General features: G+C 64.9%; 23 protein-coding genes. 17 read left to right on the forward strand and 6 right to left on the reverse strand.

The features are described from left to right. The first annotated feature begins 169 nt into the window (after nucleotides 1-169). From recX to Herbaro_RS03375, 5 genes are all read left to right on the forward strand, one after another. The gene (gene recX / locus Herbaro_RS03355) at nucleotides 170-634 is read left to right on the forward strand and encodes a recombination regulator RecX (RefSeq protein ID WP_275012432.1); all 465 of its coding nucleotides are present in this window, start codon (nucleotides 170-172) and stop codon (nucleotides 632-634) included. A 492-nt stretch (nucleotides 635-1,126) separates the two neighbouring features. Next, entirely contained in the window at nucleotides 1,127-2,293 is a 1,167-nt protein-coding gene (sucC, locus tag Herbaro_RS03360; RefSeq protein WP_275012433.1) for an ADP-forming succinate--CoA ligase subunit beta, read from the forward strand. 99 nt (nucleotides 2,294-2,392) lie between these two features. After that, on the forward strand, nucleotides 2,393-3,274 hold the full coding sequence (gene sucD, locus Herbaro_RS03365) for a succinate--CoA ligase subunit alpha (protein ID WP_079216758.1): 882 nt from the start codon (nucleotides 2,393-2,395) through the stop codon (nucleotides 3,272-3,274). A gap of 148 nt (nucleotides 3,275-3,422) precedes the next feature. Further along, a complete protein-coding gene (locus Herbaro_RS03370) occupies nucleotides 3,423-4,148 on the forward strand; it encodes a TerC family protein (RefSeq protein ID WP_275012434.1) in 726 nt (241 codons plus the stop codon). Between the two features lie 218 nt (nucleotides 4,149-4,366). Further along, nucleotides 4,367-4,876, forward strand: coding sequence for a pilin (locus Herbaro_RS03375; protein WP_275012435.1), 510 nt, complete (start codon nucleotides 4,367-4,369; stop codon nucleotides 4,874-4,876). An 83-nt stretch (nucleotides 4,877-4,959) separates the two neighbouring features. On the opposite strand, the gene moaC is transcribed toward Herbaro_RS03375, so the two are convergent. After that, nucleotides 4,960-5,469 (reverse strand): cyclic pyranopterin monophosphate synthase MoaC, encoded by a 510-nt coding sequence (gene moaC, locus Herbaro_RS03380; protein WP_275012436.1) that lies wholly within the window; start codon nucleotides 5,467-5,469, stop codon nucleotides 4,960-4,962. A gap of 123 nt (nucleotides 5,470-5,592) precedes the next feature. On the opposite strand from moaC, the gene Herbaro_RS03385 reads away from it, so the two are divergent. Next, nucleotides 5,593-7,149 (forward strand): beta-barrel assembly-enhancing protease, encoded by a 1,557-nt coding sequence (locus Herbaro_RS03385; protein ID WP_275012437.1) that lies wholly within the window; start codon nucleotides 5,593-5,595, stop codon nucleotides 7,147-7,149. On the opposite strand, the gene Herbaro_RS03390 is transcribed toward Herbaro_RS03385, so the two are convergent. Genes Herbaro_RS03390 through Herbaro_RS03405 form a run of 4 tightly spaced genes read right to left on the reverse strand, consistent with a single transcriptional unit; the run spans nucleotide 7,146 to nucleotide 9,477 of the window. Next, complete coding sequence (locus Herbaro_RS03390) at nucleotides 7,146-7,760, reverse strand: DUF2946 family protein (protein ID WP_275012438.1); 615 nt, start codon at nucleotides 7,758-7,760, stop codon at nucleotides 7,146-7,148. The two genes, Herbaro_RS03385 and Herbaro_RS03390, sit on opposite strands and share 4 nt — an antisense overlap. Beyond that, nucleotides 7,753-8,751: a YheT family hydrolase gene (locus Herbaro_RS03395; protein ID WP_275012439.1), complete on the reverse strand. Its 999-nt coding sequence runs from the start codon at nucleotides 8,749-8,751 to the stop codon at nucleotides 7,753-7,755. The genes Herbaro_RS03390 and Herbaro_RS03395 overlap by 8 nt, the downstream gene beginning before the upstream one ends. 33 nt (nucleotides 8,752-8,784) lie before the next feature. Continuing rightward, nucleotides 8,785-9,219 carry a YybH family protein gene (locus tag Herbaro_RS03400; RefSeq protein WP_275012440.1) on the reverse strand — a complete coding sequence of 145 codons (435 nt, stop codon included), beginning with the start codon at nucleotides 9,217-9,219 and terminating at the stop codon, nucleotides 8,785-8,787. Between the two features lie 57 nt (nucleotides 9,220-9,276). Next, nucleotides 9,277-9,477 carry a zinc-finger domain-containing protein gene (locus Herbaro_RS03405; protein WP_275012441.1) on the reverse strand — a complete coding sequence of 67 codons (201 nt, stop codon included), beginning with the start codon at nucleotides 9,475-9,477 and terminating at the stop codon, nucleotides 9,277-9,279. Between the two features lie 248 nt (nucleotides 9,478-9,725). Between Herbaro_RS03405 and Herbaro_RS03410 the strand changes: the two genes are divergently transcribed. The 10 genes from Herbaro_RS03410 (at nucleotide 9,726) to Herbaro_RS03455 (ending at nucleotide 19,680) form a co-directional block, all read left to right on the forward strand. Continuing rightward, nucleotides 9,726-10,514 carry an AzlC family ABC transporter permease gene (locus Herbaro_RS03410; protein ID WP_275012442.1) on the forward strand — a complete coding sequence of 263 codons (789 nt, stop codon included), beginning with the start codon at nucleotides 9,726-9,728 and terminating at the stop codon, nucleotides 10,512-10,514. Then, on the forward strand, nucleotides 10,511-10,834 hold the full coding sequence (locus Herbaro_RS03415) for a branched-chain amino acid transport AzlD family protein (RefSeq protein ID WP_275012443.1): 324 nt from the start codon (nucleotides 10,511-10,513) through the stop codon (nucleotides 10,832-10,834). Before Herbaro_RS03410 ends, Herbaro_RS03415 begins: the two co-directional genes overlap by 4 nt. A gap of 170 nt (nucleotides 10,835-11,004) precedes the next feature. Continuing rightward, nucleotides 11,005-12,195: a phosphoglycerate kinase gene (locus Herbaro_RS03420; protein ID WP_275012444.1), complete on the forward strand. Its 1,191-nt coding sequence runs from the start codon at nucleotides 11,005-11,007 to the stop codon at nucleotides 12,193-12,195. 144 nt (nucleotides 12,196-12,339) lie between these two features. Next, nucleotides 12,340-13,773, forward strand: a complete 1,434-nt coding sequence (gene pyk, locus Herbaro_RS03425) for a pyruvate kinase (protein WP_275012445.1) — start codon at nucleotides 12,340-12,342, stop codon at nucleotides 13,771-13,773. Nucleotides 13,774-13,799: 26 nt separating this feature from the next. Further along, a complete protein-coding gene (fba, locus tag Herbaro_RS03430) occupies nucleotides 13,800-14,864 on the forward strand; it encodes a class II fructose-bisphosphate aldolase (protein ID WP_275012446.1) in 1,065 nt (354 codons plus the stop codon). Nucleotides 14,865-14,943: 79 nt separating this feature from the next. After that, nucleotides 14,944-15,840, forward strand: coding sequence for a phosphoribosylaminoimidazolesuccinocarboxamide synthase (locus tag Herbaro_RS03435; RefSeq protein WP_275012447.1), 897 nt, complete (start codon nucleotides 14,944-14,946; stop codon nucleotides 15,838-15,840). Nucleotides 15,841-15,843: 3 nt separating this feature from the next. Next, nucleotides 15,844-16,341, forward strand: a complete 498-nt coding sequence (purE, locus tag Herbaro_RS03440) for a 5-(carboxyamino)imidazole ribonucleotide mutase (protein ID WP_050468178.1) — start codon at nucleotides 15,844-15,846, stop codon at nucleotides 16,339-16,341. Then, a complete protein-coding gene (locus Herbaro_RS03445; protein WP_275012448.1) occupies nucleotides 16,338-17,537 on the forward strand; it encodes a 5-(carboxyamino)imidazole ribonucleotide synthase in 1,200 nt (399 codons plus the stop codon). The genes purE and Herbaro_RS03445 overlap by 4 nt, the downstream gene beginning before the upstream one ends. Nucleotides 17,538-17,567: 30 nt before the next feature. Continuing rightward, a complete protein-coding gene (locus Herbaro_RS03450) occupies nucleotides 17,568-18,617 on the forward strand; it encodes an L-threonylcarbamoyladenylate synthase (protein ID WP_275012449.1) in 1,050 nt (349 codons plus the stop codon). A gap of 310 nt (nucleotides 18,618-18,927) precedes the next feature. Continuing rightward, a complete protein-coding gene (locus tag Herbaro_RS03455; RefSeq protein WP_275012450.1) occupies nucleotides 18,928-19,680 on the forward strand; it encodes an OmpW/AlkL family protein in 753 nt (250 codons plus the stop codon). Nucleotides 19,681-19,752: 72 nt separating this feature from the next. Here the strand turns inward: Herbaro_RS03455 and Herbaro_RS03460 are convergent, their stop codons facing one another. After that, on the reverse strand, nucleotides 19,753-20,262 hold the full coding sequence (locus tag Herbaro_RS03460) for a flavin reductase family protein (RefSeq protein WP_275012451.1): 510 nt from the start codon (nucleotides 20,260-20,262) through the stop codon (nucleotides 19,753-19,755). Nucleotides 20,263-20,454: 192 nt separating this feature from the next. Here Herbaro_RS03460 and msrA point away from each other — a divergent pair, with 192 nt between their 5' ends. Next, nucleotides 20,455-20,988, forward strand: a complete 534-nt coding sequence (gene msrA / locus Herbaro_RS03465) for a peptide-methionine (S)-S-oxide reductase MsrA (RefSeq protein WP_275012452.1) — start codon at nucleotides 20,455-20,457, stop codon at nucleotides 20,986-20,988. Nucleotides 20,989-21,001 lie beyond the last annotated feature (13 nt).

Below are 21,001 nucleotides of genomic sequence, written 5' to 3' on the forward strand. Positions count from 1 at the left end.
CCGCCGCCGTCCCGCCGGTGGTCGTAATCGCCGTGGATGCCATCGATCTGCATCGCAGGTTTTCGCGGCGGCTGTAGTGCGCATTACCGCTGTATCAGCTTCATCCGTTTCGCCCGCTCCATCCGTTTCAATTGTTCCAACCGCATCATCGTCCGTGTAGTCGAACGTCATGCCCAGACCGCCGATCAGCCTGAAAGCACGGGCGCTCAAATATCTCTCTTCACGTGAGCATAGTCGCCTGGAACTTGCGCGTAAGCTCACCCCTTACGCGCAAGAAGGCGATGACATCGACGCGCTGCTCAACTGGCTTGAACAGTCGCGCTTTCTCTCCCAGGAACGTTTTTCCGAATCGTTGGTAAACCGCCGCGCGGCACGCTACGGCAACAACCGCATCCTGTCCGAATTGCATGGGCATGGCATCGAAGGGGAGGGGCTGGCCGACCTGAAAGCCGATCTCGCCGCCGGAGAAGGGGCGCGTGCCGCGCAGGTGCTCAGGCGCAAATTTGCTGAGCCGGCCGGTGATGCCGAGACCCGCGCCAAACAGATGCGTTTCCTGCAGCAGCGCGGCTTTTCCCACGGCAGCATCCGTCATGCGCTCAAGCAGGCATGGTCCGATGAGGAAGGGGACGGCTGAGGCGCATCTTCGCCGAAGTCCGTTTGCTTCCTTCTTTGCGCCTGCGCCGGCGTTCGGCCCTGCCGCAGCGCACGTTCCGCCGTTTATCTGCGATGTTAGCGCTACCGGCGTTCAGGCCATCTGGGCTGTGCTAAAATTCGGAAGTTTTTGCTGCGACGCGGCAGCCTGAGGAGATATCGGCGGCAGCTGTTTTTCAAAACAGCGCATCGATGTAAGGCTGGCGACAGCAGTGAAGATGGATAATGCGGATCCCGCCGGCCGTCCGGCGGTGTACGAATATCAAGACCAACTCATGCAGACGGCATGCATATGCCCCATTCTAAGAATTCTTTCGCAACCCGCGCAGCTCACGCCTGCGCCAGTTCCCATCCGGCGACGGATGCGACGCCCGCCTGCGGGTTGCGGTCTGCTTTCTCGTCCGCCGGCATCACGCCGTCGGCAGAATTTCAATCCGGCAAGTTTCATTCATTCAGTGTCTAAAGGGAAGCTCCCATGAAAATCCATGAGTATCAGGGTAAAGAAATCCTGCGCCAGTTCGGCGTAACCGTCCCGCGCGGCGTTCCTTGCATGTCGGTCGACGAAGTCGAAGCGGCAGCCAAGTCGCTGGGCGGCTCGGTCTGGGTCGTGAAGGCCCAGATCCACGCAGGCGGCCGCGGCAAGGGCGGCGGCGTGAAGGTGGCCAAGTCGATCGAACAGGTCAAGGAATACGCCGGCCAGATCATGGGCATGCAACTGGTGACTCACCAGACCGGTCCCGAAGGCCAGAAGGTTCGCCGCCTGCTGATCGAAGAAGGCGCCGATATCAAGAAGGAACTGTACGTTTCCCTGGTGACCGACCGCGTGAGCCAGAAGGTCGTCCTGATGGCCTCCAGCGAAGGCGGCATGGACATCGAAGAAGTTGCCCACAGCAACCCGGAAAAGATCCACAACGTGATCATCGACCCCGTCACCGGCCTGACCGATGCCGACGCCGATGACGTGGCCGCCAAGATCGGCGTGCCCGCCGCTTCCATCCCCGAAGCCCGCAAGAACCTGCAAGGCCTGTACAAGGCTTACTGGGAAACCGACGCTTCCCTGGCTGAAATCAACCCGCTGATCCTGACCGGCGACGGCAAGGTCATCGCCCTGGACGCCAAGTTCAACTTCGACTCCAACGCCCTGTTCCGCCACCCGGAAATCGTCGCCTACCGCGACCTGGATGAAGAAGATCCGGCTGAAGTCGAAGCTTCCAAGTTCGACCTGGCCTACATCTCGCTGGACGGCAACATCGGTTGCCTGGTGAACGGCGCTGGCCTGGCCATGGCCACCATGGATACCATCAAGCTGTTCGGCGGCGAGCCGGCCAACTTCCTCGACGTGGGCGGCGGCGCCACCGCCGAGAAGGTCACCGAAGCCTTCAAGATCATGCTGAAGAACCCCGACCTGAAGGCCATCCTGGTCAACATCTTCGGTGGCATCATGCGCTGTGACGTGATCGCCGAAGGCGTCATCACTGCCTCCAAGGCAGTGTCGCTGGGCGTCCCGCTGGTGGTTCGCATGAAGGGCACCAACGAAGACCTGGGCAAGAAGATGCTGGCCGAATCCGGTCTGCCGATCATCTCGGCGGATTCGATGGAAGAGGCGGCGAAGTCGGTTGTGGCTGCCGCCGCAGGCAAGTAAGAACTCATACATGCAAGTCTGCGCCGCTGCGGCTGCGCCAGGTGCGACAAGACGCATCCCGGCCGCGAGCAGTGCAGGCATCACAGACAAGGAAGAAAAATGTCGATCCTCATCAACAAAGACACCAAGGTCATCACGCAAGGCATCACTGGCAAGACCGGCCAGTTCCACACCCGCTTGTGCCGTGAGTACGCGAACGGCAAGAACGCCTTCGTCGCTGGCGTGAACCCGAAGAAGGCCGGTGAAGACTTCGAAGGCATCCCCATCTATGCCAACGTGACCGAAGCCAAGAAGGCTACCGGCGCTACCGTATCGGTGATCTACGTGCCGCCCGCCGGCGCCGCCGCTGCCATCTGGGAAGCTGTCGAAGCCGACCTGGACCTGGCCATCTGCATCACCGAAGGCATCCCCGTTCGCGACATGCTGGCCCTGAAGGACCGCATGGCGAAGGCCGGTTCCAAGACCAAGCTGCTGGGCCCGAACTGCCCAGGCCTGATCACCCCTGACGAAATCAAGATCGGCATCATGCCGGGTCACATCCACAAGAAGGGCCGCATCGGCGTGGTTTCCCGTTCCGGCACCCTGACCTATGAAGCAGTGGGTCAGCTGACCGCGCTGGGCCTGGGTCAGTCGTCGGCAGTCGGTATTGGCGGCGACCCGATCAACGGTCTGAAGCACATCGACATCATGAAGGCATTCAACGACGATCCGGACACCGATGCCGTCATCATGATCGGTGAAATCGGTGGTCCCGACGAAGCCAACGCGTCGTACTGGGTCCGTGACAACATGAAGAAGCCGGTCGTTGGCTTCATCGCTGGCGTCACCGCGCCTCCGGGCAAGCGCATGGGCCACGCCGGCGCGCTGATCTCGGGCGGTGCCGACACTGCCGAAGCCAAGCTGGCGATCATGGAAGAGTGCGGCATCAAGGCCACGCGTAACCCGTCCGAAATGGCGCGTCTGCTGAAGGCCATGCTGTAATCAATGCTGTCATGGTGGTCGTCCCGGAGCGCCTGGCGCCTTGGGATGGCCACTGCAAGACCAATATGGGGAGCTGCGGCTCCCCATGTTTTTTCACGGATATCGCGGATCTCACGGATATCAAGAATTCATAAGGACAAGGACCGGCATGGAGTTTCTGGCAAACCTGAACTGGCTGGCGGTCGGGCAAATCATCCTGATCGACATCCTGCTGGGCGGCGACAACGCCATCGTGATCGCGCTGGCCTGCCGCAACCTGCCGGCCAGGCTGCGCATGAAGGGCATCCTGTGGGGCACGGTGGGCGCCATCGCGATCCGCATCGCGCTCATCGCATTCGCGGTGACCATGCTGGAGCTGCCCTTCCTCAAGCTGATCGGTGGCCTGCTGCTGCTGTGGATCGGCGTCAAGCTGCTCAACGAGGATGACGACCATGCCGAGGTCGACGGCAGCGACCGCCTGTGGGGCGCGGTCAAGACCGTGATCGTGGCCGACCTGGTGATGAGCCTGGACAACGTGATCGCCATCGCGAGCGCCGCCGAGCAGGCCGGCCGGCACCAGATGGCGCTGGTGGTGTTCGGCATCGTGGTCAGCATTCCCATCATCGTCTGGGGCAGCACCCTGGTGCTGAAGCTGATGGAAAAATTCCCGGTTATCATCACCCTGGGCGCGGCATTGCTGGGCTACATCGCCGGCGGCATGATCTTCAGCGACACCGGCGTCCAGGCCTACCTGCACGGCTTCATCCCGCAGACCGAGTTCGTGGTGCCGGGCGCCGACTTGCACCTGAGCCTGCCGGGCCTGGTCGGCGCCATCGGCGTGGTGCTGATCGGCCTGAGCCTCAAGCGCAGGAAGCAGGAGCAGCGCCAGCCTTGAAGCACGCCAGCCCGTCCTCGCCCGGATTGACGACGATGAGGGCGAAATCTTTTATCTATTTTCTCGGCATCGCCGGAGCTTCCGCTCCGCATCGAACGGGGTTTGACGCACGTCAGCGCTGCCGGCGAAAAAGCCTGATAGTTTTGGAATTAATTCGCTAGGCCGCAGCGCCGGCGCTGCCGATACTGGCAAGGCCTTTTTTCTTTTTTGGGGATTCAATGAAACCAGTCGCACGCAAGAACAAGCAAGCAGGCTTCACCCTGCTGGAACTGATGGTGACGCTCGCCATCATCGGCATCCTGGCCACCATCGGCGCTTCGCAGTATCAGGACTACATCGCGCGTTCGCGCGTGGCCGAGGGGTTGAACCTGGCGGCGCCGTACAAGCTGGCGGTAGCCGAACAGGCGCAAGCCAACAATGGCACCTTCACCGTGGATCAGCTCGGCTTGTCGCCCACGTTCACCCCGACCGACAATGTGAGCAATATCACGGTGTCGCCCATGAGCCCCCGCGGTGTGGGCGGTGTCATCACCGTTGCCTTCGATCAGCGCGTCGGAGGAGGCGGAAGCCTGACCCTGACACCGACGCTGGGCCTGGGATCCATTCAATGGAAGTGCGCGGCGGCCGGCGTCAAGAAGGCGGTTGTACCTGCCGGCGGGATCGACAACACCGATTTTGTTGCAGGCACGCTTCCCGCGCAGTTCGCGCCGGCCAATTGCCGCAGTTAAGTCCCGGTGCGGTAAAGCAAGCCACATAAAAAAGCGCCTTCAAGGCGCTTTTTTTTCAGCCATGCGGAACGCGTGATTCAAGGTCAAGGCCGCGCCATGCTGATATCGCTCTTCCCGCCACGCTTCTCGGTCACGCAGATATCGGTCATGACCATGGTCTTGTCGACCGCCTTGCTCATGTCGTACACCGTCAGCAGGCCGACCTGCACGGCGGTCAGCGCTTCCATTTCCACCCCGGTCTTGCCGTAGGTTTCCACCCGCGCGGTGCACAGCACGCTGGCAGTGGCGGCGTCGGTCTCGAACTCCACCGACACGTGGGTCAGCGCCAGCGGGTGGCACAGGGGAATCAGCTCGCCGGTGCGCTTGGCCGCCATGATGGCGGCGATGCGGGCGATGCCCAGGACGTCGCCCTTCTTGGCGGTGCCGGACTCGATGATGGCCAGCGTTGCCGGCTTCATGCGGATCACGCCGCTGGCCACCGCCACGCGATGCGTCTCGTGCTTGCCGCCGACGTCGACCATGTGGGCCTGGCCGCTGTTGTCGAAGTGGGTAAGGCCGCCGTTGGGCGCGTCCTGGTCGCCGGATGTGCTCATGATGTCGGATGCTGAAAATGGTGAGGATGGAAACGGAGCGGGTATCATAGCAGGCGAGCTGCCGCGGGCGAGCCGGATGCCTGTTCGCCGCAAGCGGCAAGCCATTCCTTTTCGTCTTCGCCCATGCAACGATACGCCATCCCTTCCGAACGCCGTCCCGTCCGTCCCGCGCGCAAGATGCTGGCGCGCATGCTGGCTGCCGCGCTGTTGTGGCTGCCCGTCGTCCCGCTGACCATCGCGCCGGTCGCCGGCGTCGCGCAGAACTTGCCGACGCTGGGCGACACCGAACGCGAAGGCCTGTCGCCGCTGACGGAGCGCAAGCTGGGCGAGCAGATCATGCGCGACATCCGCAGCGACCGCGACTACATCGACGACGGTCCGGTCTCGGAGTACCTCAACAATTTCGGTCTGAACCTGGTGTCGGTGCATCCCGAGGTGCGCGGCGAGGCCGGCTTCGATTTCCAGTTCTTCATGGTGCGCGATCCCATGCTCAACGCCTTCGCGCTGCCGGGCGGTTTCATCGGCGTGCATAGCGGCCTGGTGCTGGCCGCGCAGTCGGAGTCCGAGCTGGCCGGCGTGCTGTCGCACGAAATCGGCCACGTCGCCCAGCGCCACATCGCGCGCATGCTGGGCCAGCAGAAGCAGAACTCGATGATCCAGCTGGCCGCCCTCGTGCTGGGCGCGCTGGCCGGCGTCGCCAAGGCCGGCGGCGACGCCGCCATGGCCACCATGATGGGCGGCACCGGCATCGCCGTGCAGCGCCAGCTCAACTTCAGCCGGGACGCCGAGCGCGAGGCCGACCGCATCGGCCTGGGCATCATGCGCGACGGCGGCTTCGACCCGTCCGGCATGGTCACCTTCTTCGGCCGCCTGCAGGCGGCGTCGCGCAACTACAGCGACGTCGTGCCGCCCTACTTGCTGACGCACCCGCTGACCACCGACCGCATCGCCGACATCGAGGGGCGCATCCGCGACCAGCGCTACCGGCAGCGCGTCGACAACCCGGAATTCCAGCTGGTGCGCGCGCGCACCCAGGTGCTGCAGAACGACTCCGGGCAGGGCCTGCGCGAGTCGGCCGAGCGGTTCCAGAACCAGATGAAGCAAAACACCAAGCTGCAGACGGTCGCGGCCAAGTACGGGCTGGCCTATGTGTACTATCGCCAGAACAAGCTGGAGCAGGCCGATGCCGTGCTCAAGGATGCGCAGGAGGCCGCCGTGCCGCTGAAGACCGGCATCATGCTCACCAGCCTGGAAATCGATATCAAGATCGCCCGCAAGCAACCGGCCGCGGCGCTGCAGCTGGCCGACGCGATGCGCAAGCAGTACCCGATCTCGCGCGTGGCGGCGCGCCAGTATGCCGAGGCGCTGACGGCGGCCCGGCGCTATGACGAGGCGGTGGCCTACCTGCGCGACCAGGCGCAGCTCTATCGTTCCGACGCCCAGATCCAGGGCTTGCTGGCCAAGGCCTATGCCGCGCAAGGCAAGCAGGCGCTGCAGCATTTGGCGTTGGCGGAGTCGTATGCGCTCAACGGCAGTTTGCTGTCGGCCATCGAACAGCTGGGCATCGCGCGCAAGTCGCCGGATGCGACCTTCTACGACCAGTCGCAGATCGATGCCCGCGAGCGCGAGTGGAAGGAGCGCTGGAAGGATGAATCGAAGGAAATGAAGGAACGCGGCTAGCCCGCGTTCCCAGGGCTGCGCGGCGCAGCGACGAAGCCGAAGCGCTCGGCCAGTTGCGCCGACTGGATGCGTTCCAGCCGCAGCGGGCGCGCGCCCAGCATCAGGCGGGCTTGGACGCCGTCGTCGCCCTCCATCCAGCGCAGCAGCGCTTCCTCGTCGGCGCCGTCGCCCGCGTGCAGGGCCGGCAGCAGTTGCGCCATATCGCGGTCGTCCACGCCGCCGAATTTCTCCCCGCTTTTGAGGTAGAGCCTGCCGTGCTCGTCGAGCCAGGCGGCGTCGGGCTGCGCAATCGTTTCTCCGGTGTGCAGCAGCAGCTGCAGCCGGCCCTCGGCCCCGGGCTGCGTGCGCACGATATAGGGCGTCAGTTCCAGATCCACGTACACGCGTTGCGGCCCGTTCTGGAAATACCAGCGTCCCTGTTCGTCATGCGCATAATTGCGTTCGATGAAGGCCAGCAGGGTGGGGTGGGCGATGCGTTCGCCGGGCAGGCCCAGGTGCTGCGCGCGCTCGTCGCGCATGCGCCAGCCGCCGCGCGCATCCAGCCGCAGCCAGCCGAAGCAGTGCGGCACATTGGGCCACTTGGCCATGGCCTGGCGGACGATCTCATCCATGCGCATGCTCCCGTTGCCGCGGCGACGGGCTGGCCGTCTCCGCCTTGCCTTCGAGGAAGTGCAGCAGGCGGCGCGGCAGCCACTCCAGGCTGCCCGGCGGGCCGCCGGCGGCGAAGCCGACATGGCCGCCCTGCTCAGGATACTCCAGCCGCACCTCGGCGGCCGCGCTGCGCGGCAGGTGGCGCGCCGGCAGGAAGGGATCGTTCTGCGCGTTGAGCACCAGGGTGGGCACGGTAATGTCGTGCAGGATGTGCTTGGCGCTGGCGCGGTCCCAGTAGTCGTCGGTATCGCGGTAGCCGTGCAAGGGCGCGGTCACGATATTGTCGAAAGCGTACAGGTCGCGCGCCGAGAGCAGCGCCTCGCGGTCGAACAGGCCGGGGAACTGCGCCAGCTTTTCCAGGCACTTGGGGCGCATGGTGCGCAGGAACACCCAGGTGTAGAGGCGGTTGAAGCCACGCGCCAGCGCCGCGCCGCCGCCGGCCAGGTCCAGCGGCGCCGATACCGCGCAGGCGGCGTCGACGATCTCGGCCTCATGCTGCGACTCGCCCAGCCAGCGCAGCAGCGCGTTGGCGCCCAGCGAGACGCCGGTGGCGTACAGGTGGGTGGCGGCCAGGTCTTGCTGGCGCAGTTTCAGCCGGCGCAGGATCCAGTCCAGCTCGGCCGCGTCGCCCGAGTGATAGAAGCGCGGCGCCAGGTTGATCTCGCCCGAGCAGCCGCGGAAATGCGGCACCGCCCCGTGCCAGCCGCGTCGCCGCACTTCGGCCATCAGCGCGCGGCAGTAGTGGCTGTCGGATGAGCCCTCCAGGCCGTGGAACAGGACCACCAGCGGCCGGCCGGGCTGGCCGTCGACGAAGTCGATGTCGATGAAGTCGCCATCCGGCGCTTCCCAGCGCTCGCGCCGGTAAGCCACCGGCGGCTTGGGAATGAACGACGACGGATAGATGGTCTGCAGGTGGCCGCCGGGAAGCCAGCGGGGAGGGATGTAAAGCATGTTGCCTGGCCTTGCTGTGGTTGCGCGCCGCCGTCAGTGCAGCATGGCGCCGCTGGAGATCGGTTCGGCCGGCGCCGCGCCGGGCGCCACCGAGGCGTGGTGCATCACCATGCGCCAGCCCAGGGTCGTCTTGAGATAGACGTTGGTGGCGATGACGTGCACGTCAGGCTGCTGCTGGTCGCCGTGGTCGATTTCCTCGATGACGCTGTGCACCGCCGTCATCATGTTCTGCGTGGCGTGCAACTGGCGCGGGCGGATGTGCAGGCCGCCGTTGCCGAGGATGTCTTCCCACACCGAACGGATCTCGGCATGGCCGACCAGGCGCTGGGCGCCGGGGTGGACGCAGACGATTTCCTCTTCCTCGGCCCACAGGTCCATCAGGGCTTCGAGGTCGGCGCGCGCGAGGGCGTCGTAGTAGGCGGTTTCGATTTCGTCGGGGGAACCATGGATCAGTTTGGCGCGAGGCATGGGAATCTCCGGATCAGATGAGAAGAGGGCCATCGGCCCTCTTCGTTGCGGTGCTGCTCAGTGGCCCTTGAGCACGGTGCCAGGCTTGACCTGGTACTGGGTGCCGCAGTACGGGCACTTGGCGGCGCCGTGCTCGTCCAGCTCGAGGAACACGCGCGGGTGCGAACTCCAGCTGGTCATGTTGGGGTTGGGGCAGTGGGCCGGAAGGTCCTTGCCTTCGAGTTGGACGACTGCCTGGGATGCTTGAGCCTGGCTCATGTTGTTCTCCGTAGGTGGTGCTGTTGAGCGTTGAAACGTTGATGCGATGAATCGGTAACGGAACGAAAGAGCTCCATTTTAGCGGATTCAAGCGAGCAAAAACTTTCATCTATAGAATGTTGGGCCTGGGTAAAAATACCGAAAGCCGGCGCCACCTTCCATCGGCGGGAAGTGGACGCGCAACCCGGGGGCGCACCCGGGGACGCACACCCGGCCCCATCGAGCGCAAAGCGCGAAGCGAAACAACAATGCAGACGGAGACAGGCGGCGCCGGGCCACGGGACGACCGTAGCGCGTCCGAGGCGCGCCGTATTGAAAAGGATGCCTTCCAGGAGGGCTGGCGCGCCAGCTCCTCGACCATTCCGGCGGTGTTCGCCTGGGGCGTGGTGTCGGGCATGGCCATGGTCAAGTCGGGCATGAGCATCTTCCAGTCGCTGGGCATGACCTTGCTGGTCTACGCCGGCTCGGCCCAGTTCGCGGTGCTGCCGCTGCTGGCGGTGGGCACGCCGCTGCTGGTGGTGTTCTTCACGGCGATGATCGTCAACCTGCGCTTCGTCATCTTCTCGGCCGCCGTGGCGCCGCATTTCGAGCACCTGCCGTGGTACCGCCGCGTGTGGTACGGCTTCTTCAACGGCGACATCTCCATGGCCTTCTTCCCGCAACGCTTCCCGCCGCACACCTTCGGCCAGCCGCCCGGCAAGATCGGCTATTTTGCCGCGATCTGCTATCCCGGCTGGCTTAGCTGGCAGCTGGGCGCGACGGTGGGCATCCTGCTGGCCAGCCAGATTCCCGAGAGTTGGAACATCGGCTTCGCCGGCACCCTGGCCCTGATCGCCATCATGATCCCCATGACCAACAATATCGCGGCGCTGGCCGGCGTGGTGGTGTCCGGCACGGTGGCGGTGCTGGCGCTGAACTTCCCCTATCGCCTGGGTTTGCTGGCGGCAATGGTGCTGGGCATGGCGGCGGCGCTGGCGGTGGACCGCCTGCTGCCGGCCGGCGACAAGGATGATAAGGACGGCGGGGTGCCGGCATGAGCGACTGGTACGTGTGGGCGGCGATCGCCCTGATGACGCTGTCGACCCTGATCACCCGCAGCGGCTTCTTCCTGTTCGGCCATGCCGTCAAGCTGCCGCCGCGCCTCAAGCACGCGCTGAGCTACGCGCCGGCGGCCGCCATGGCGGCCATCGTCATCCCCGACCTGGTGGTCGCCGGAGGCGCGATCGACCTCAGCCTGGCCAATCCCAAATTGCTGGCCGGCCTGGGCGGCGCGATTTTCTTTGCTGCGACGCGCCATCTTCTGGGAACTATTGTGGCCGGAATGGCACTCTTTACTATGCTGAGGTTGGTGCTCTGAGCTCCATGGTGGAAATGTTGCCGCCACATCAATAAAACGACTCGCAGCCCGCTCCGGCCCCCGCGCCCGCCGTCTCTCCGATTGCCGCCGCTGTCCCAAAAAGCCGTCAGGGAGAGGTCAGGCTGGAGTAAAATACGGCGTTTTTCGCCCCCTTTTTCGAATCCGGACCCATGAAATTCAACCGACTGAGCGACCTGATTTCCGCCAACCAATTGCAAGGAAAACGTGTCTTCATCCGCGCCGATCTGAACGTGCCGCAGGATGATGCCGGCAATATCACCGAAGATACCCGCATCCGCGCCTCGGTTCCTGCAATTCGCGATGCGCAGAAGGCCGGCGCCGCGGTGATGGTCACCTCGCACCTGGGTCGTCCGGTGGAGGGCGAATTCAAGCCCGAGGACTCGCTGGCGCCGGTCGCCCGCCGTCTCTCGGAGCTGCTCGGTTTCGAGGTCAAGCTGGTCTCCGACTGGGTCGATGGCGTCGATGTCGCGCCCGGCCAGGTGGTGCTGCTGGAAAATTGCCGCCTGAACAAGGGCGAGAAGAAGAACAGCGACGAGCTGGCGCAGAAGATCGCCAAGCTGTGCGACGTCTACGTCAACGACGCCTTCGGCACCGCACACCGCGCCGAAGCCACCACCCACGGCGTGGCCAAGTTCGCGCCGGTGGCCTGTGCCGGTCCGCTGCTGGCGGCCGAGCTCGATGCGCTGGGCAAGGCGCTGAACCAGCCGGCGCGTCCGCTGGTGGCCATCGTGGCCGGTTCCAAGGTCTCCACCAAGCTGACCATCCTGAAGACCCTGGCCGACAAGGTGGACCACCTGATCGTCGGCGGCGGCATCGCCAACACCTTCATGCTGGCCGCCGGCCTCAAGATCGGCAAGTCGCTGGCCGAGCCGGACCTGGTCGAAGACGCCCGCGCCATCATCGACATGATGGCCAAGCGCGGCGCCTCGGTGCCGATCCCCACCGACGTGGTGGTGGGCAAGGAGTTCTCGCCGACTGCGGCGGCCACCGTCAAGAGCGCGCAGGACGTGGCCGACGACGACATGATCTTCGACATCGGCCCGCAAACCTCGGCCCTGCTGGCCGAGCAGTTGGACCGCGCCGGCACCATCGTCTGGAACGGCCCGGTGGGCGTGTTCGAGTTCGACCAGTTCGGCCATGGCACCGAAACCCTGGCGCGCGCCATCGCCGCCTCCAAGGGCTTCTCGATCGCCGGCGGCGGCGACACACTGGCGGCGATCGCCAAGTACAACATCGCCGACAAGATCGGCTACATCTCGACCGGCGGCGGCGCCTTCCTGGAGTTCCTCGAAGGCAAGACCCTGCCGGCCGTCGACATCCTGCTGCAGCGCGCGCAGTAATCCGCGCTGCTGTCGTATCGCATGTTTTGAATTACAGGGTGCGCAGGAGACGCGCATTCCGGGGCGGGAAGCCAACCGCCAAGTCCCGGCGCCAAGGCCGTGACCTGGCGGGCTTCTTAATCAAGTCGAAAATAGAAAGTCCTCATGTCCAGAGCAACAAAGATCGTCGCCACCATCGGCCCTGCGTCCAGCGACCGCGAAACCCTGACCCGCATGATCCGCGCGGGCGTGAACGTGGTGCGCCTGAATTTCTCGCACGGCAAGCCGCAGGACCACATCGACCGCGCCGCCCTGGTGCGCGAGGTGGCTGACGAATGCGGCACCAAGGTCGCCATCATGGCCGACCTGCAGGGGCCGAAGATCCGCGTGGGCAAGTTCGAAAACGGCCGCGTCATGTTGGTCAACGGCGACAAGTTCATCCTCGACGCCGACTGCCAGATGGGCAACCAGGAGCGCGTGGGCCTGGACTACAAGGCGCTGCCGCGCGACCTCAAGGGCAACGACGTGCTGCTGTTGAACGACGGCCTGATCGTGCTGACGGTCGAACGCGTGATGGGCAACGAGATCCACACCGTGGTGAAGATCGGCGGCGAGCTGTCCAACAACAAGGGCATCAACCGCCAGGGCGGCGGCTTGTCGGCGCCGGCGCTGACCGCCAAGGACATGGACGACATCAAGACCGCGATGAGCTTCCAGGCCGACTTCGTGGCCGTGTCCTTCCCCAAGAACGCGACTGACATGGAGATGGCGCGCCAGCTCTCCAACGTCGCCGCCGAGCCATACGGCCACAAGCCGATGATGATCGCCAAGATCGAGCGCGCCGAAGCCATCCCGCTGCTGCAGGAAATCCTCGACGCCTCCGACGGCATCATGGTGGCGCGCGGCGACCTGGCCGTGGAAGTGGGCAACGCCGCCGTGCCGGGTTTGCAAAAGCGCATGATCAAGATGGCGCGCGCCTCCAACAAGCTGACCATCACCGCGACCCAGATGATGGAGTCGATGATCGTCAACGCCGTGCCGACCCGCGCGGAAGTGTCCGACGTCGCCAACGCCGTGCTGGACGGCACCGACGCCGTGATGACCTCGGCCGAGACCGCCTCCGGCAAGTATCCGGTGGAAACCGTGGAAGCCATGTCGGCCATCTGCGAGGAAGCAGAGCGTTCGGAAGAAGCCAAGGTCGACGCCGATTTCATCAACCAGCGCTTTACCCGCGTCGACCAGTCGATCGCCTACGGCGCGCTGTTTACCGCGCACCACCTGCGCGTGAAGGCCATCGTGGCGCTGACCGAGTCCGGCTCGACCGCGCTGTGGATGAGCCGCCATAACATCGATATCCCGATTTTCGCCATTACCCCCAATGTCGGCACGCGCCAGAAGGCCGCGCTGTTCCGCAACGTGTACACGCTGGAACTGGCGCAGTGCGCCGACACCGAAACCATGCTCAAGGGCGCGCAGGATCTGCTGCTGGCCAAGGGCGTGGTGCAGAAGGGGGATCTCGTCGTCGTCACCTGGGGTGAGCCCATCGGCCAGGTCGGCGGCACCAACGCCCTGAAGATCCTCAAGGTCGGCGAGTACTGATTTTTTATCGTTCTGGAGTTTTCATCATGCCTCTCGTATCCATGCGTCAATTGCTGGACCATGCCGCCGAAAACGGCTATGGCCTGCCGGCATTCAACGTCAACAACCTGGAGCAGGTCACCGCGATCATGCAGGCCGCCGACGAAGTCGGTTCGCCGGTGATCATGCAAGCCTCGGCCGGTGCCCGCAAGTACGCTGGCGAAGCCTTCCTGCGCCACCTGATCTCGGCGGCCGTGGAAGCCTATCCGCACATTCCCGTGGTGATGCACCAGGATCACGGCCAGTCGCCGGCGGTGTGCATGGCCGCGATCAAGTCGGGCTTCTCCTCGGTGATGATGGACGGCTCGCTGATGGAAGACGGCAAGTCGGTCGCCAGCTATGAGTACAACGTCGAAGTCTCGCGCAAGGTGGTCGAGTTCTCGCACGCCATCGGCGTGACCGTGGAAGCCGAACTGGGCGTGCTCGGTTCGCTGGAAACCATGATGGGCGACAAGGAAGACGGCCACGGCGCGGACGGCAAGATGACCCGCGAACAGCTGCTCACCGACGTCGACCAGGCGGCCGATTTCGTCAAGCAGACCCAGTGCGACGCGCTGGCCATCGCCATCGGCACTTCGCACGGCGCCTACAAGTTCTCGCGCAAGCCCACCGGCGACATCCTGGCGATCGATCGCATCAAGGAAATCCACGCCCGCATTCCCAACACCCACCTGGTGATGCACGGTTCCTCCTCCGTGCCGCAGGAACTGCTGGCCGAGATCCGCGAGTTCGGCGGCGACATGAAGGAAACCTACGGCGTGCCGGTCGAAGAGATCCAGGAAGGCATCAAGCACGGCGTGCGCAAGATCAACATCGACACCGACATCCGCCTGGCGATGACCGGCGCGATCCGCCGCTACCTGTTCGAGAACCCTTCCAAGTTCGACCCGCGCGACTACCTGAAGCCTGCGCGCGAAGCCGCCAAGCTGGTCTGCAAGGCGCGCTTCCTGTCGTTCGGCTGCGAAGGCCAGGCCGGCAAGATCAAGGCCCTGCCGCTGGAAAAGATCGCAGAGAAGTACAAGAAGGGCGAGCTGTCGCAAATCGTTCAGTAAGCCGCAGCGCGCACCACGCACCAACCGACCGGGATCCGTTTGCAGCGGTCCCGGTTTTTTGACTTTACGGAAGACCACCATGAGCAGTCTGTACAAATCCTCGATCACCTCCCTGCCGCTCCTGGGCACGGGCAAGGTCCGTGAAAACTACGCCGTCGGCGACGACAAGTTGCTGATCGTGACCACCGACCGCCTGTCGGCCTTCGACGTCGTCATGAACGAACCGATCCCCGGCAAGGGCAAGGTGCTGAACCAGATGAGCGATTTCTGGTTCGAGAAGCTGGGCCATATCGTGCCCAACCACCTGACCGGCGTGGATCCGGAGTCGGTGGTGACGCCGGCCGAGGTGGAACAGGTGCGCGGACGCGCCGTGGTGGCCAAGCGCTTGAAGCCCATCCTGGTCGAGGCCGTGGTGCGCGGCTACATCATCGGCTCGGGCTGGAAGGACTACCAGGCCACCGGCGCGATCTGCGGCATCACCCTGCCGGCCGGACTGCAGCAGGCTTCCAAGCTGGAGCAACCGATCTTCACCCCGGCCGCCAAGGCCGACCTGGGCGAGCACGACGAGAACATCAGCTTCGAAGAAACCGTGGAGCGCATCGGCGCCGAGCTGGCCAACAAGATCCGCGACACCGCCATCGCGCTCTACACCGCCGCCGCGGACTACGCCGCCACCCGCGGCATCATCATCGCCGACACCAAGTTCGAGTTCGGCCTGGACGACAAGGGCGTGCTGCACCTGATGGACGAAGTGCTGACCGCCGACTCTTCGCGCTTCTGGCCGGCCGACAGCTACCAGGTCGGCATCTCGCCGCCGTCCTTCGACAAGCAGTTCGTGCGCGACTACCTGGAAACCGTGGATGGTTGGCAGAAGACCCCGCCGGCGCCGCCGCTGCCGGCCGACGTGATCGAGAAGACCGGCGCCAAGTACCGCGAAGCGCTGGAGCGCCTGACCGGCAACAAGCTGAAGGACTGAGTCATGAGCAACGCGATCAAGCCGCTGGTCGGCGTCATCATGGGGTCCTCGTCGGACTGGGACGTGATGCAGAACGCCGTGACCATCCTCAAGGATTTCGGCGTGCCCTTCGAGGCCCAGGTGATTTCCGCGCACCGCATGCCTGACCAGATGTTCGCCTACGCCGAGACGGCGCGCGAGCGCGGCCTGCGCGCCATCATCGCCGGCGCCGGCGGCGCCGCCCACCTGCCGGGCATGGTGGCGGCCAAGACCATCGTGCCGGTGCTGGGCGTGCCGGTGCCGTCCAAGTACCTGCGCGGCGAAGACTCGCTGCTGTCCATCGTGCAGATGCCCAAGGGTATTCCTGTTGCGACCTACGCCATCGGCGAGGCCGGCGCCGCCAACGCCGCGCTGTCGGCCATCGCCATCCTGGCCACCACCGACGACGCATTGGCCGCCAAGCTGGAAGCCTTCCGCAAGACCCAGACGCAAGTCGCCCTCGATATGAAGTTGCCTGTATGACCCAGCAGTCCGTGAAGAAACAGCCTTTCGCCATTCCTTCTACCACGCCCGCCACCTGGTTGGGCGTGATGGGCGGCGGCCAGCTCGGCCGCATGTTCGCCCACGCCGCGCAGAGCATGGGCTTCAAGGTCGCCGTGCTGGAAGCCGACGCCGACTGCCCGGCAGGGCAAGTGGCCGACCGCCTGCTGGCCGCGCCCTATGACGACGCCCGCGCCCTGGCCGAGCTGGGCGCGCTGTGCGCCGCCGTGACCACTGAGTTCGAGAACGTGTCGGCGCAGAGCCTGGCCGCGCTGGCCGGGCAGACCTTCGTCGCGCCGGCCGCATCGGGCGTCTCGATCGCCCAGGACCGCACCGCCGAGAAGGCCTTCTTCACCGAATGCGGGACGCATTCCGGCGTGCTGCCGGCGCCGTACCGCGTGATCCATACCGCAGCCGACATCGCCGACATCGGCGACGATCTGCTGCCCGGCATCCTCAAGACCGCCCGCATGGGCTACGACGGCAAGGGCCAGGTGCGCGTGCGCACCCAGGACGAAGTGCGCGCCGCGTTCGCCGGCATGCAGGGCGTGACCTGCGTGCTGGAGAAGATGCTGCCGCTGGCCTACGAGGTCTCGGTGCTGGTGGCGCGCGGCGACGACGGCCAGGCCGTGGTCTACCCGATCGCCGAGAACGTGCATCGCGACGGCGTGCTGTTCACCACCACCGTGCCCGGCCCCAACATCAAGCCTGAAGCCGCCGAGCGCGCGCAGCAGGCGGCGCTGCAGATCATCGGCGCGATGCAGTACGTGGGTGTGCTGTGCATCGAATTCTTCGTGCTGCAGGACGGCTCGCTGGTGGTCAACGAGATGGCGCCGCGCCCGCACAACAGCGGTCACTACACCATCGACGCCTGCGTCGCCAGCCAGTTCGAGCAGCAGGCGCGCGCCATGGCCCGCCTGCCGCTGGGCGACGCGCGCCAGCATTCGCCGGCGGTGATGCTCAATATCCTGGGCGACATCTGGTACGACGGCGAGGCGCTGCGCGAACCGGCGTGGGAAAAAGTGCTGGCGTTGCCCGGCGCGCACCTGCACCTGTACGGCAAGGCGGAGGCGCGCCGCGGCCGCAAGATGGGCCACGTGACCTTCACCGCCGCCACCATCGACGAGGCGCAGCGGCAGCTGGCCGCCGCCTGCGCCATCCTCGGCATTGCCGCCTGATCCGAATCATCTGACATGCAGGAAACGGCGATGAGCGACGACAAGCGCACCCCCACCGACCATCCCATCGATGCCGCGGCCGTCATGCTGGCCGCGCGCAAGCTGGAGCAGGGCGGCCTGGTGGCGTTCCCGACCGAGACCGTCTACGGCCTGGGCGGCGATGCGGAGAATCCCGCGGCGATCGCCGCCATCTACGCCGCCAAGGGGCGTCCCGCCAACCACCCGGTGATCGTGCACGTCTCGCCCGAGGCCGATATCGGTTACTGGGCCGCATCGGTGCCGGTGGAAGCGCGCCGCCTGATCGCCTCGTTCTGGCCTGGGCCGCTGACCCTGATCCTGAAACGCGCGCCGCACATTCCCGACGCGGTGGCCGGCGGCCAGGACTCGGTCGGGCTGCGCTGCCCCTCGCATCCGGTGGCGCAGGCATTGCTGCGTGAATTCCGCGGCGGCAAGGGCGGCATCGCCGGGCCGTCCGCCAACAAGTTCGGCCATGTGAGTCCCACCACCGCCGCGCACGTGCGAGAAGAGTTCGGCGATGACCGGGACAGCCTGGTGGATTACATATTGGATGGCGGACAGAGCGAGGTCGGCATCGAGTCGACCATCGTCGACCTCTCGCGCATCGAGACCCACGGACCGGTGCTGCTGCGCCCGGGGCGCATCGGCGCGGACCAGATCGCCGCCGTGCTCGGCGTGGCGCCCGCCATGCCCGACGCCGCCGCACCGCGCGCCTCCGGCACGCTGGATGCGCACTACGCGCCCAATACGCCGGTGGTGCAGGTGGAGCCGCAAGCGCTGGCTGCAGTGCTGGACAAGCTGGACGCGGCCGGCCAGAAGGTTGCGCTGATCTTCCGCACCCGGGACGGCCATCGGACCGCCTTCGCGCAAGCCATGCCGCAGGACGCGCATGCCTATGCGCACGACCTGTACGCCGCGCTGCGCGACATGGACCACACCGGCGCCGACATCATCGTCGTCGAGGCCTTGCCGGTGGACGCCCGGTGGCAGGGCGTCAACGATCGCCTGCGCCGGGCCGCCTTCGATTCGCAAGGCATCCTGCAGCGCCTGACGGGCGCCTGAGCGCGCTCGCGGCATCTCCTGCCGCGCTGCGAAGCGCACCGGTACTGACCGCCAGGTCAGTTGCCGGTTGTCAAAACAAGACATCGCCTTACATCTTCTATACAAATTGAAACAAAGCTGGCATAGTATCTCCGAAGAATAGCACGCGCGTTCTTTTTGTCTGAGGACTGTAAGTACGAGGGGCGCAGCAATTACCCCGAGTTACGCTAAAAAATGAAAAACGGTAAATCAGCCGTTGGGAAACAGCCCGTCGACGCCAGCCGACGGGAATAAAAATCCGGGCACAGCCCGTAACTCTTGGAGACAAAAAATGCAGAAACAATTTTCCCTTTTGCCCAAAATCGCCGCACTGTCCGTCATGGCCGCCTGCGCCGCTCCGGCAATGGCGCAGCAGGCTGGCAGCAATATTGTCAACGTCGGCTGGTTCCACCTGAGCCCGCAGGATTCGAGCGCCGGCCTGACCAAGCTGACCAACGGCGGCCTTCCCGCCGGCTACTATCCGAATAGCCATTCCAGCGTCGGCGATGCCGACACGCTGGGCATCGCATTCACCCATTTCTTCACCGATAACTTCGCGCTGACCGCCGACCTGGGCATCCCGCCGACCTTCAAGCTGACGGGCCAGGGTGATCTGGCCGGCCTGGGCGAGCTTGGCAAGGCCAAGCAGTGGAGCCCGGCGATCGTGGCCAAGTATTATTTCGGCGACGCCAGCAGCAAGTTCCGTCCGTTCGTCGGCGCCGGCGTGACCTACGTCTGGTACTCGGACGTGAAGCTGTCCAGTTCCTTCCAGAACCGCGCCGCGCTCAATTCGGGTGCCTTGGGCGGCTCCGCCACGGCATCGCTGAGCTCCTCGCTGGCGCCGGTGCTGAACCTGGGCGCGACCTACAACTTCGACGACCGCTGGTCGCTGAGCCTGTCCGTGTCCTACATCCCGCTGAAGACCGATGCCGACATCACGGCGACTCCCGCCGGTCCGGCTGCCGCATTCGGCACCCAGCGCTACAAGACCAGCATCACCCTGGACCCGATCGTGAGCTTCCTGTCGGTCGGTTACAAGTTCTGAGCTGAACGCGTCGCCAATAAAAAAAGCGCCTTCGGGCGCTTTTTTTATTTCCTGCCATTCGCGGGCGGAGGCTCAGATCTCTCCGGTCTTGACGAAGCGCCCGTTGTGAAACACCAGCGCGGCCTGCGGATTGATTTCGCAGTGCTCGACCTCACCTACGAAAATGACGTGATCGCCCTCCGGATACTGGCTGCGGTTATGGCACTCGAACCAGGCGGACACGCCGTCGAGCACAGGCTGGCCGGTGCGCGAGAGCGAGTAGGGGATGCCTTCGAAGCGGTCTTCCTTGCGGCTGGCGAACTGCTGGGCGACATGCCCCTGGTCGGCGCCGAGGATGTTGATGACGTAGTGCGAGTTGCCCGAGAATACCGGCAGGCTGTTGGCCTTGGTGCCCAGGCTCCACAGCACCAGCGGCGGATCCAGCGAGACCGAGTTGAAGGAGCTGGCGGTCAGCCCGAGCAGGGTGCCGTCGGCCAGGCGCGTGGTGATCACGGTGACGCCGGTGGCGAACTGGGACAGTGCCTGACGGAAATGGGCGGCGTCGAATTCGCGCGTGTCGGCGCGCGGAAAGCGTGTGTGCATCTGAAATATGGGCTTGATTCTGGGTGGCGGCGCCGGCTTGGCGCTGGCCGCAAGCCTACATCATAGCGGATCAAGGCCCGGCGCGTCGCGCCCGGGTTGCAATAGCGCATTGGCGTGCGCCAACATGGTTTGCGCGGCCGCTGCGGTTTTGCGTTAGAGTTTCAATCAATGCAATCAAGAAAGGGAGTCGACATGGCTAGCGAAATCGCAGTCCTGGGTGGTGGCTGTTTCTGGTGCCTGGAGGCCGTCTACCAGCAGGTCAAGGGTGTTGAGGCCGTCGAATCCGGTTATACCGGCGGCGCCGTCGATCATCCCAGCTACGAGCAAGTGTGCGGCGGCCAGACCGGGCATGCCGAGGTGATCAAGTTGCGCTTCGACCCGCTGCAGATCAGCTATCGCGAGATCCTGGAGATCTTCTTCACCATCCACGATCCGACCACGCTGAACCGCCAGGGCAACGATGTCGGCACGCAATACCGCTCGGTCATCTACTACCAGGACGAGCAGCAGCACGATATCGCCAGGCACATCGTCGCCGAGATGGCGCTGGTCTGGGACGCTCCCATCGTCACCGAGCTGAGCGCGCCGCAGCCTTACTTCAAGGCTGAGGACTATCACCAGAACTATTTCCAGCAGCATCCCTTCCAGGGATATTGCGCGTTTGTGGTGGCGCCCAAGCTGGCGAAATTCCGTGAGGTCTTCGCGCAGAAGAGCAAGCCGGAATAGCTGCCGCCATCGC

The organism is Herbaspirillum sp. WKF16 (assembly GCF_028993615.1).
Taxonomy (GTDB): Bacteria; Pseudomonadota; Gammaproteobacteria; order Burkholderiales; family Burkholderiaceae_D; genus Herbaspirillum.

What these genes read in the sequence shown, in the direction of transcription:
- Herbaro_RS03410 (WP_275012442.1), top strand. Translation starts at nt 9,726, where the DNA reads ATGCAGACGGAGACAGGCGGCGCCGGGCCACGGGACGACCGTAGCGCG.
- Herbaro_RS03460 (WP_275012451.1), bottom strand. Translation starts at nt 20,262, where the DNA reads ATGCACACACGCTTTCCGCGCGCCGACACGCGCGAATTCGACGCCGCC.
- sucD (WP_079216758.1), top strand. Translation starts at nt 2,393, where the DNA reads ATGTCGATCCTCATCAACAAAGACACCAAGGTCATCACGCAAGGCATC.
- Herbaro_RS03395 (WP_275012439.1), bottom strand. Translation starts at nt 8,751, where the DNA reads ATGCTTTACATCCCTCCCCGCTGGCTTCCCGGCGGCCACCTGCAGACC.
- Herbaro_RS03445 (WP_275012448.1), top strand. Translation starts at nt 16,338, where the DNA reads ATGACCCAGCAGTCCGTGAAGAAACAGCCTTTCGCCATTCCTTCTACC.
- Herbaro_RS03405 (WP_275012441.1), bottom strand. Translation starts at nt 9,477, where the DNA reads ATGAGCCAGGCTCAAGCATCCCAGGCAGTCGTCCAACTCGAAGGCAAG.
- moaC (WP_275012436.1), bottom strand. Translation starts at nt 5,469, where the DNA reads ATGAGCACATCCGGCGACCAGGACGCGCCCAACGGCGGCCTTACCCAC.
- Herbaro_RS03385 (WP_275012437.1), top strand. Translation starts at nt 5,593, where the DNA reads ATGCAACGATACGCCATCCCTTCCGAACGCCGTCCCGTCCGTCCCGCG.
- recX (WP_275012432.1), top strand. Translation starts at nt 170, where the DNA reads ATGCCCAGACCGCCGATCAGCCTGAAAGCACGGGCGCTCAAATATCTC.
- msrA (WP_275012452.1), top strand. Translation starts at nt 20,455, where the DNA reads ATGGCTAGCGAAATCGCAGTCCTGGGTGGTGGCTGTTTCTGGTGCCTG.
- Herbaro_RS03455 (WP_275012450.1), top strand. Translation starts at nt 18,928, where the DNA reads ATGCAGAAACAATTTTCCCTTTTGCCCAAAATCGCCGCACTGTCCGTC.
- sucC (WP_275012433.1), top strand. Translation starts at nt 1,127, where the DNA reads ATGAAAATCCATGAGTATCAGGGTAAAGAAATCCTGCGCCAGTTCGGC.
- pyk (WP_275012445.1), top strand. Translation starts at nt 12,340, where the DNA reads ATGTCCAGAGCAACAAAGATCGTCGCCACCATCGGCCCTGCGTCCAGC.
- Herbaro_RS03435 (WP_275012447.1), top strand. Translation starts at nt 14,944, where the DNA reads ATGAGCAGTCTGTACAAATCCTCGATCACCTCCCTGCCGCTCCTGGGC.
- Herbaro_RS03450 (WP_275012449.1), top strand. Translation starts at nt 17,568, where the DNA reads ATGAGCGACGACAAGCGCACCCCCACCGACCATCCCATCGATGCCGCG.
- Herbaro_RS03375 (WP_275012435.1), top strand. Translation starts at nt 4,367, where the DNA reads ATGAAACCAGTCGCACGCAAGAACAAGCAAGCAGGCTTCACCCTGCTG.
- Herbaro_RS03415 (WP_275012443.1), top strand. Translation starts at nt 10,511, where the DNA reads ATGAGCGACTGGTACGTGTGGGCGGCGATCGCCCTGATGACGCTGTCG.
- Herbaro_RS03370 (WP_275012434.1), top strand. Translation starts at nt 3,423, where the DNA reads ATGGAGTTTCTGGCAAACCTGAACTGGCTGGCGGTCGGGCAAATCATC.
- purE (WP_050468178.1), top strand. Translation starts at nt 15,844, where the DNA reads ATGAGCAACGCGATCAAGCCGCTGGTCGGCGTCATCATGGGGTCCTCG.
- fba (WP_275012446.1), top strand. Translation starts at nt 13,800, where the DNA reads ATGCCTCTCGTATCCATGCGTCAATTGCTGGACCATGCCGCCGAAAAC.
- Herbaro_RS03400 (WP_275012440.1), bottom strand. Translation starts at nt 9,219, where the DNA reads ATGCCTCGCGCCAAACTGATCCATGGTTCCCCCGACGAAATCGAAACC.
- Herbaro_RS03420 (WP_275012444.1), top strand. Translation starts at nt 11,005, where the DNA reads ATGAAATTCAACCGACTGAGCGACCTGATTTCCGCCAACCAATTGCAA.
- Herbaro_RS03390 (WP_275012438.1), bottom strand. Translation starts at nt 7,760, where the DNA reads ATGGATGAGATCGTCCGCCAGGCCATGGCCAAGTGGCCCAATGTGCCG.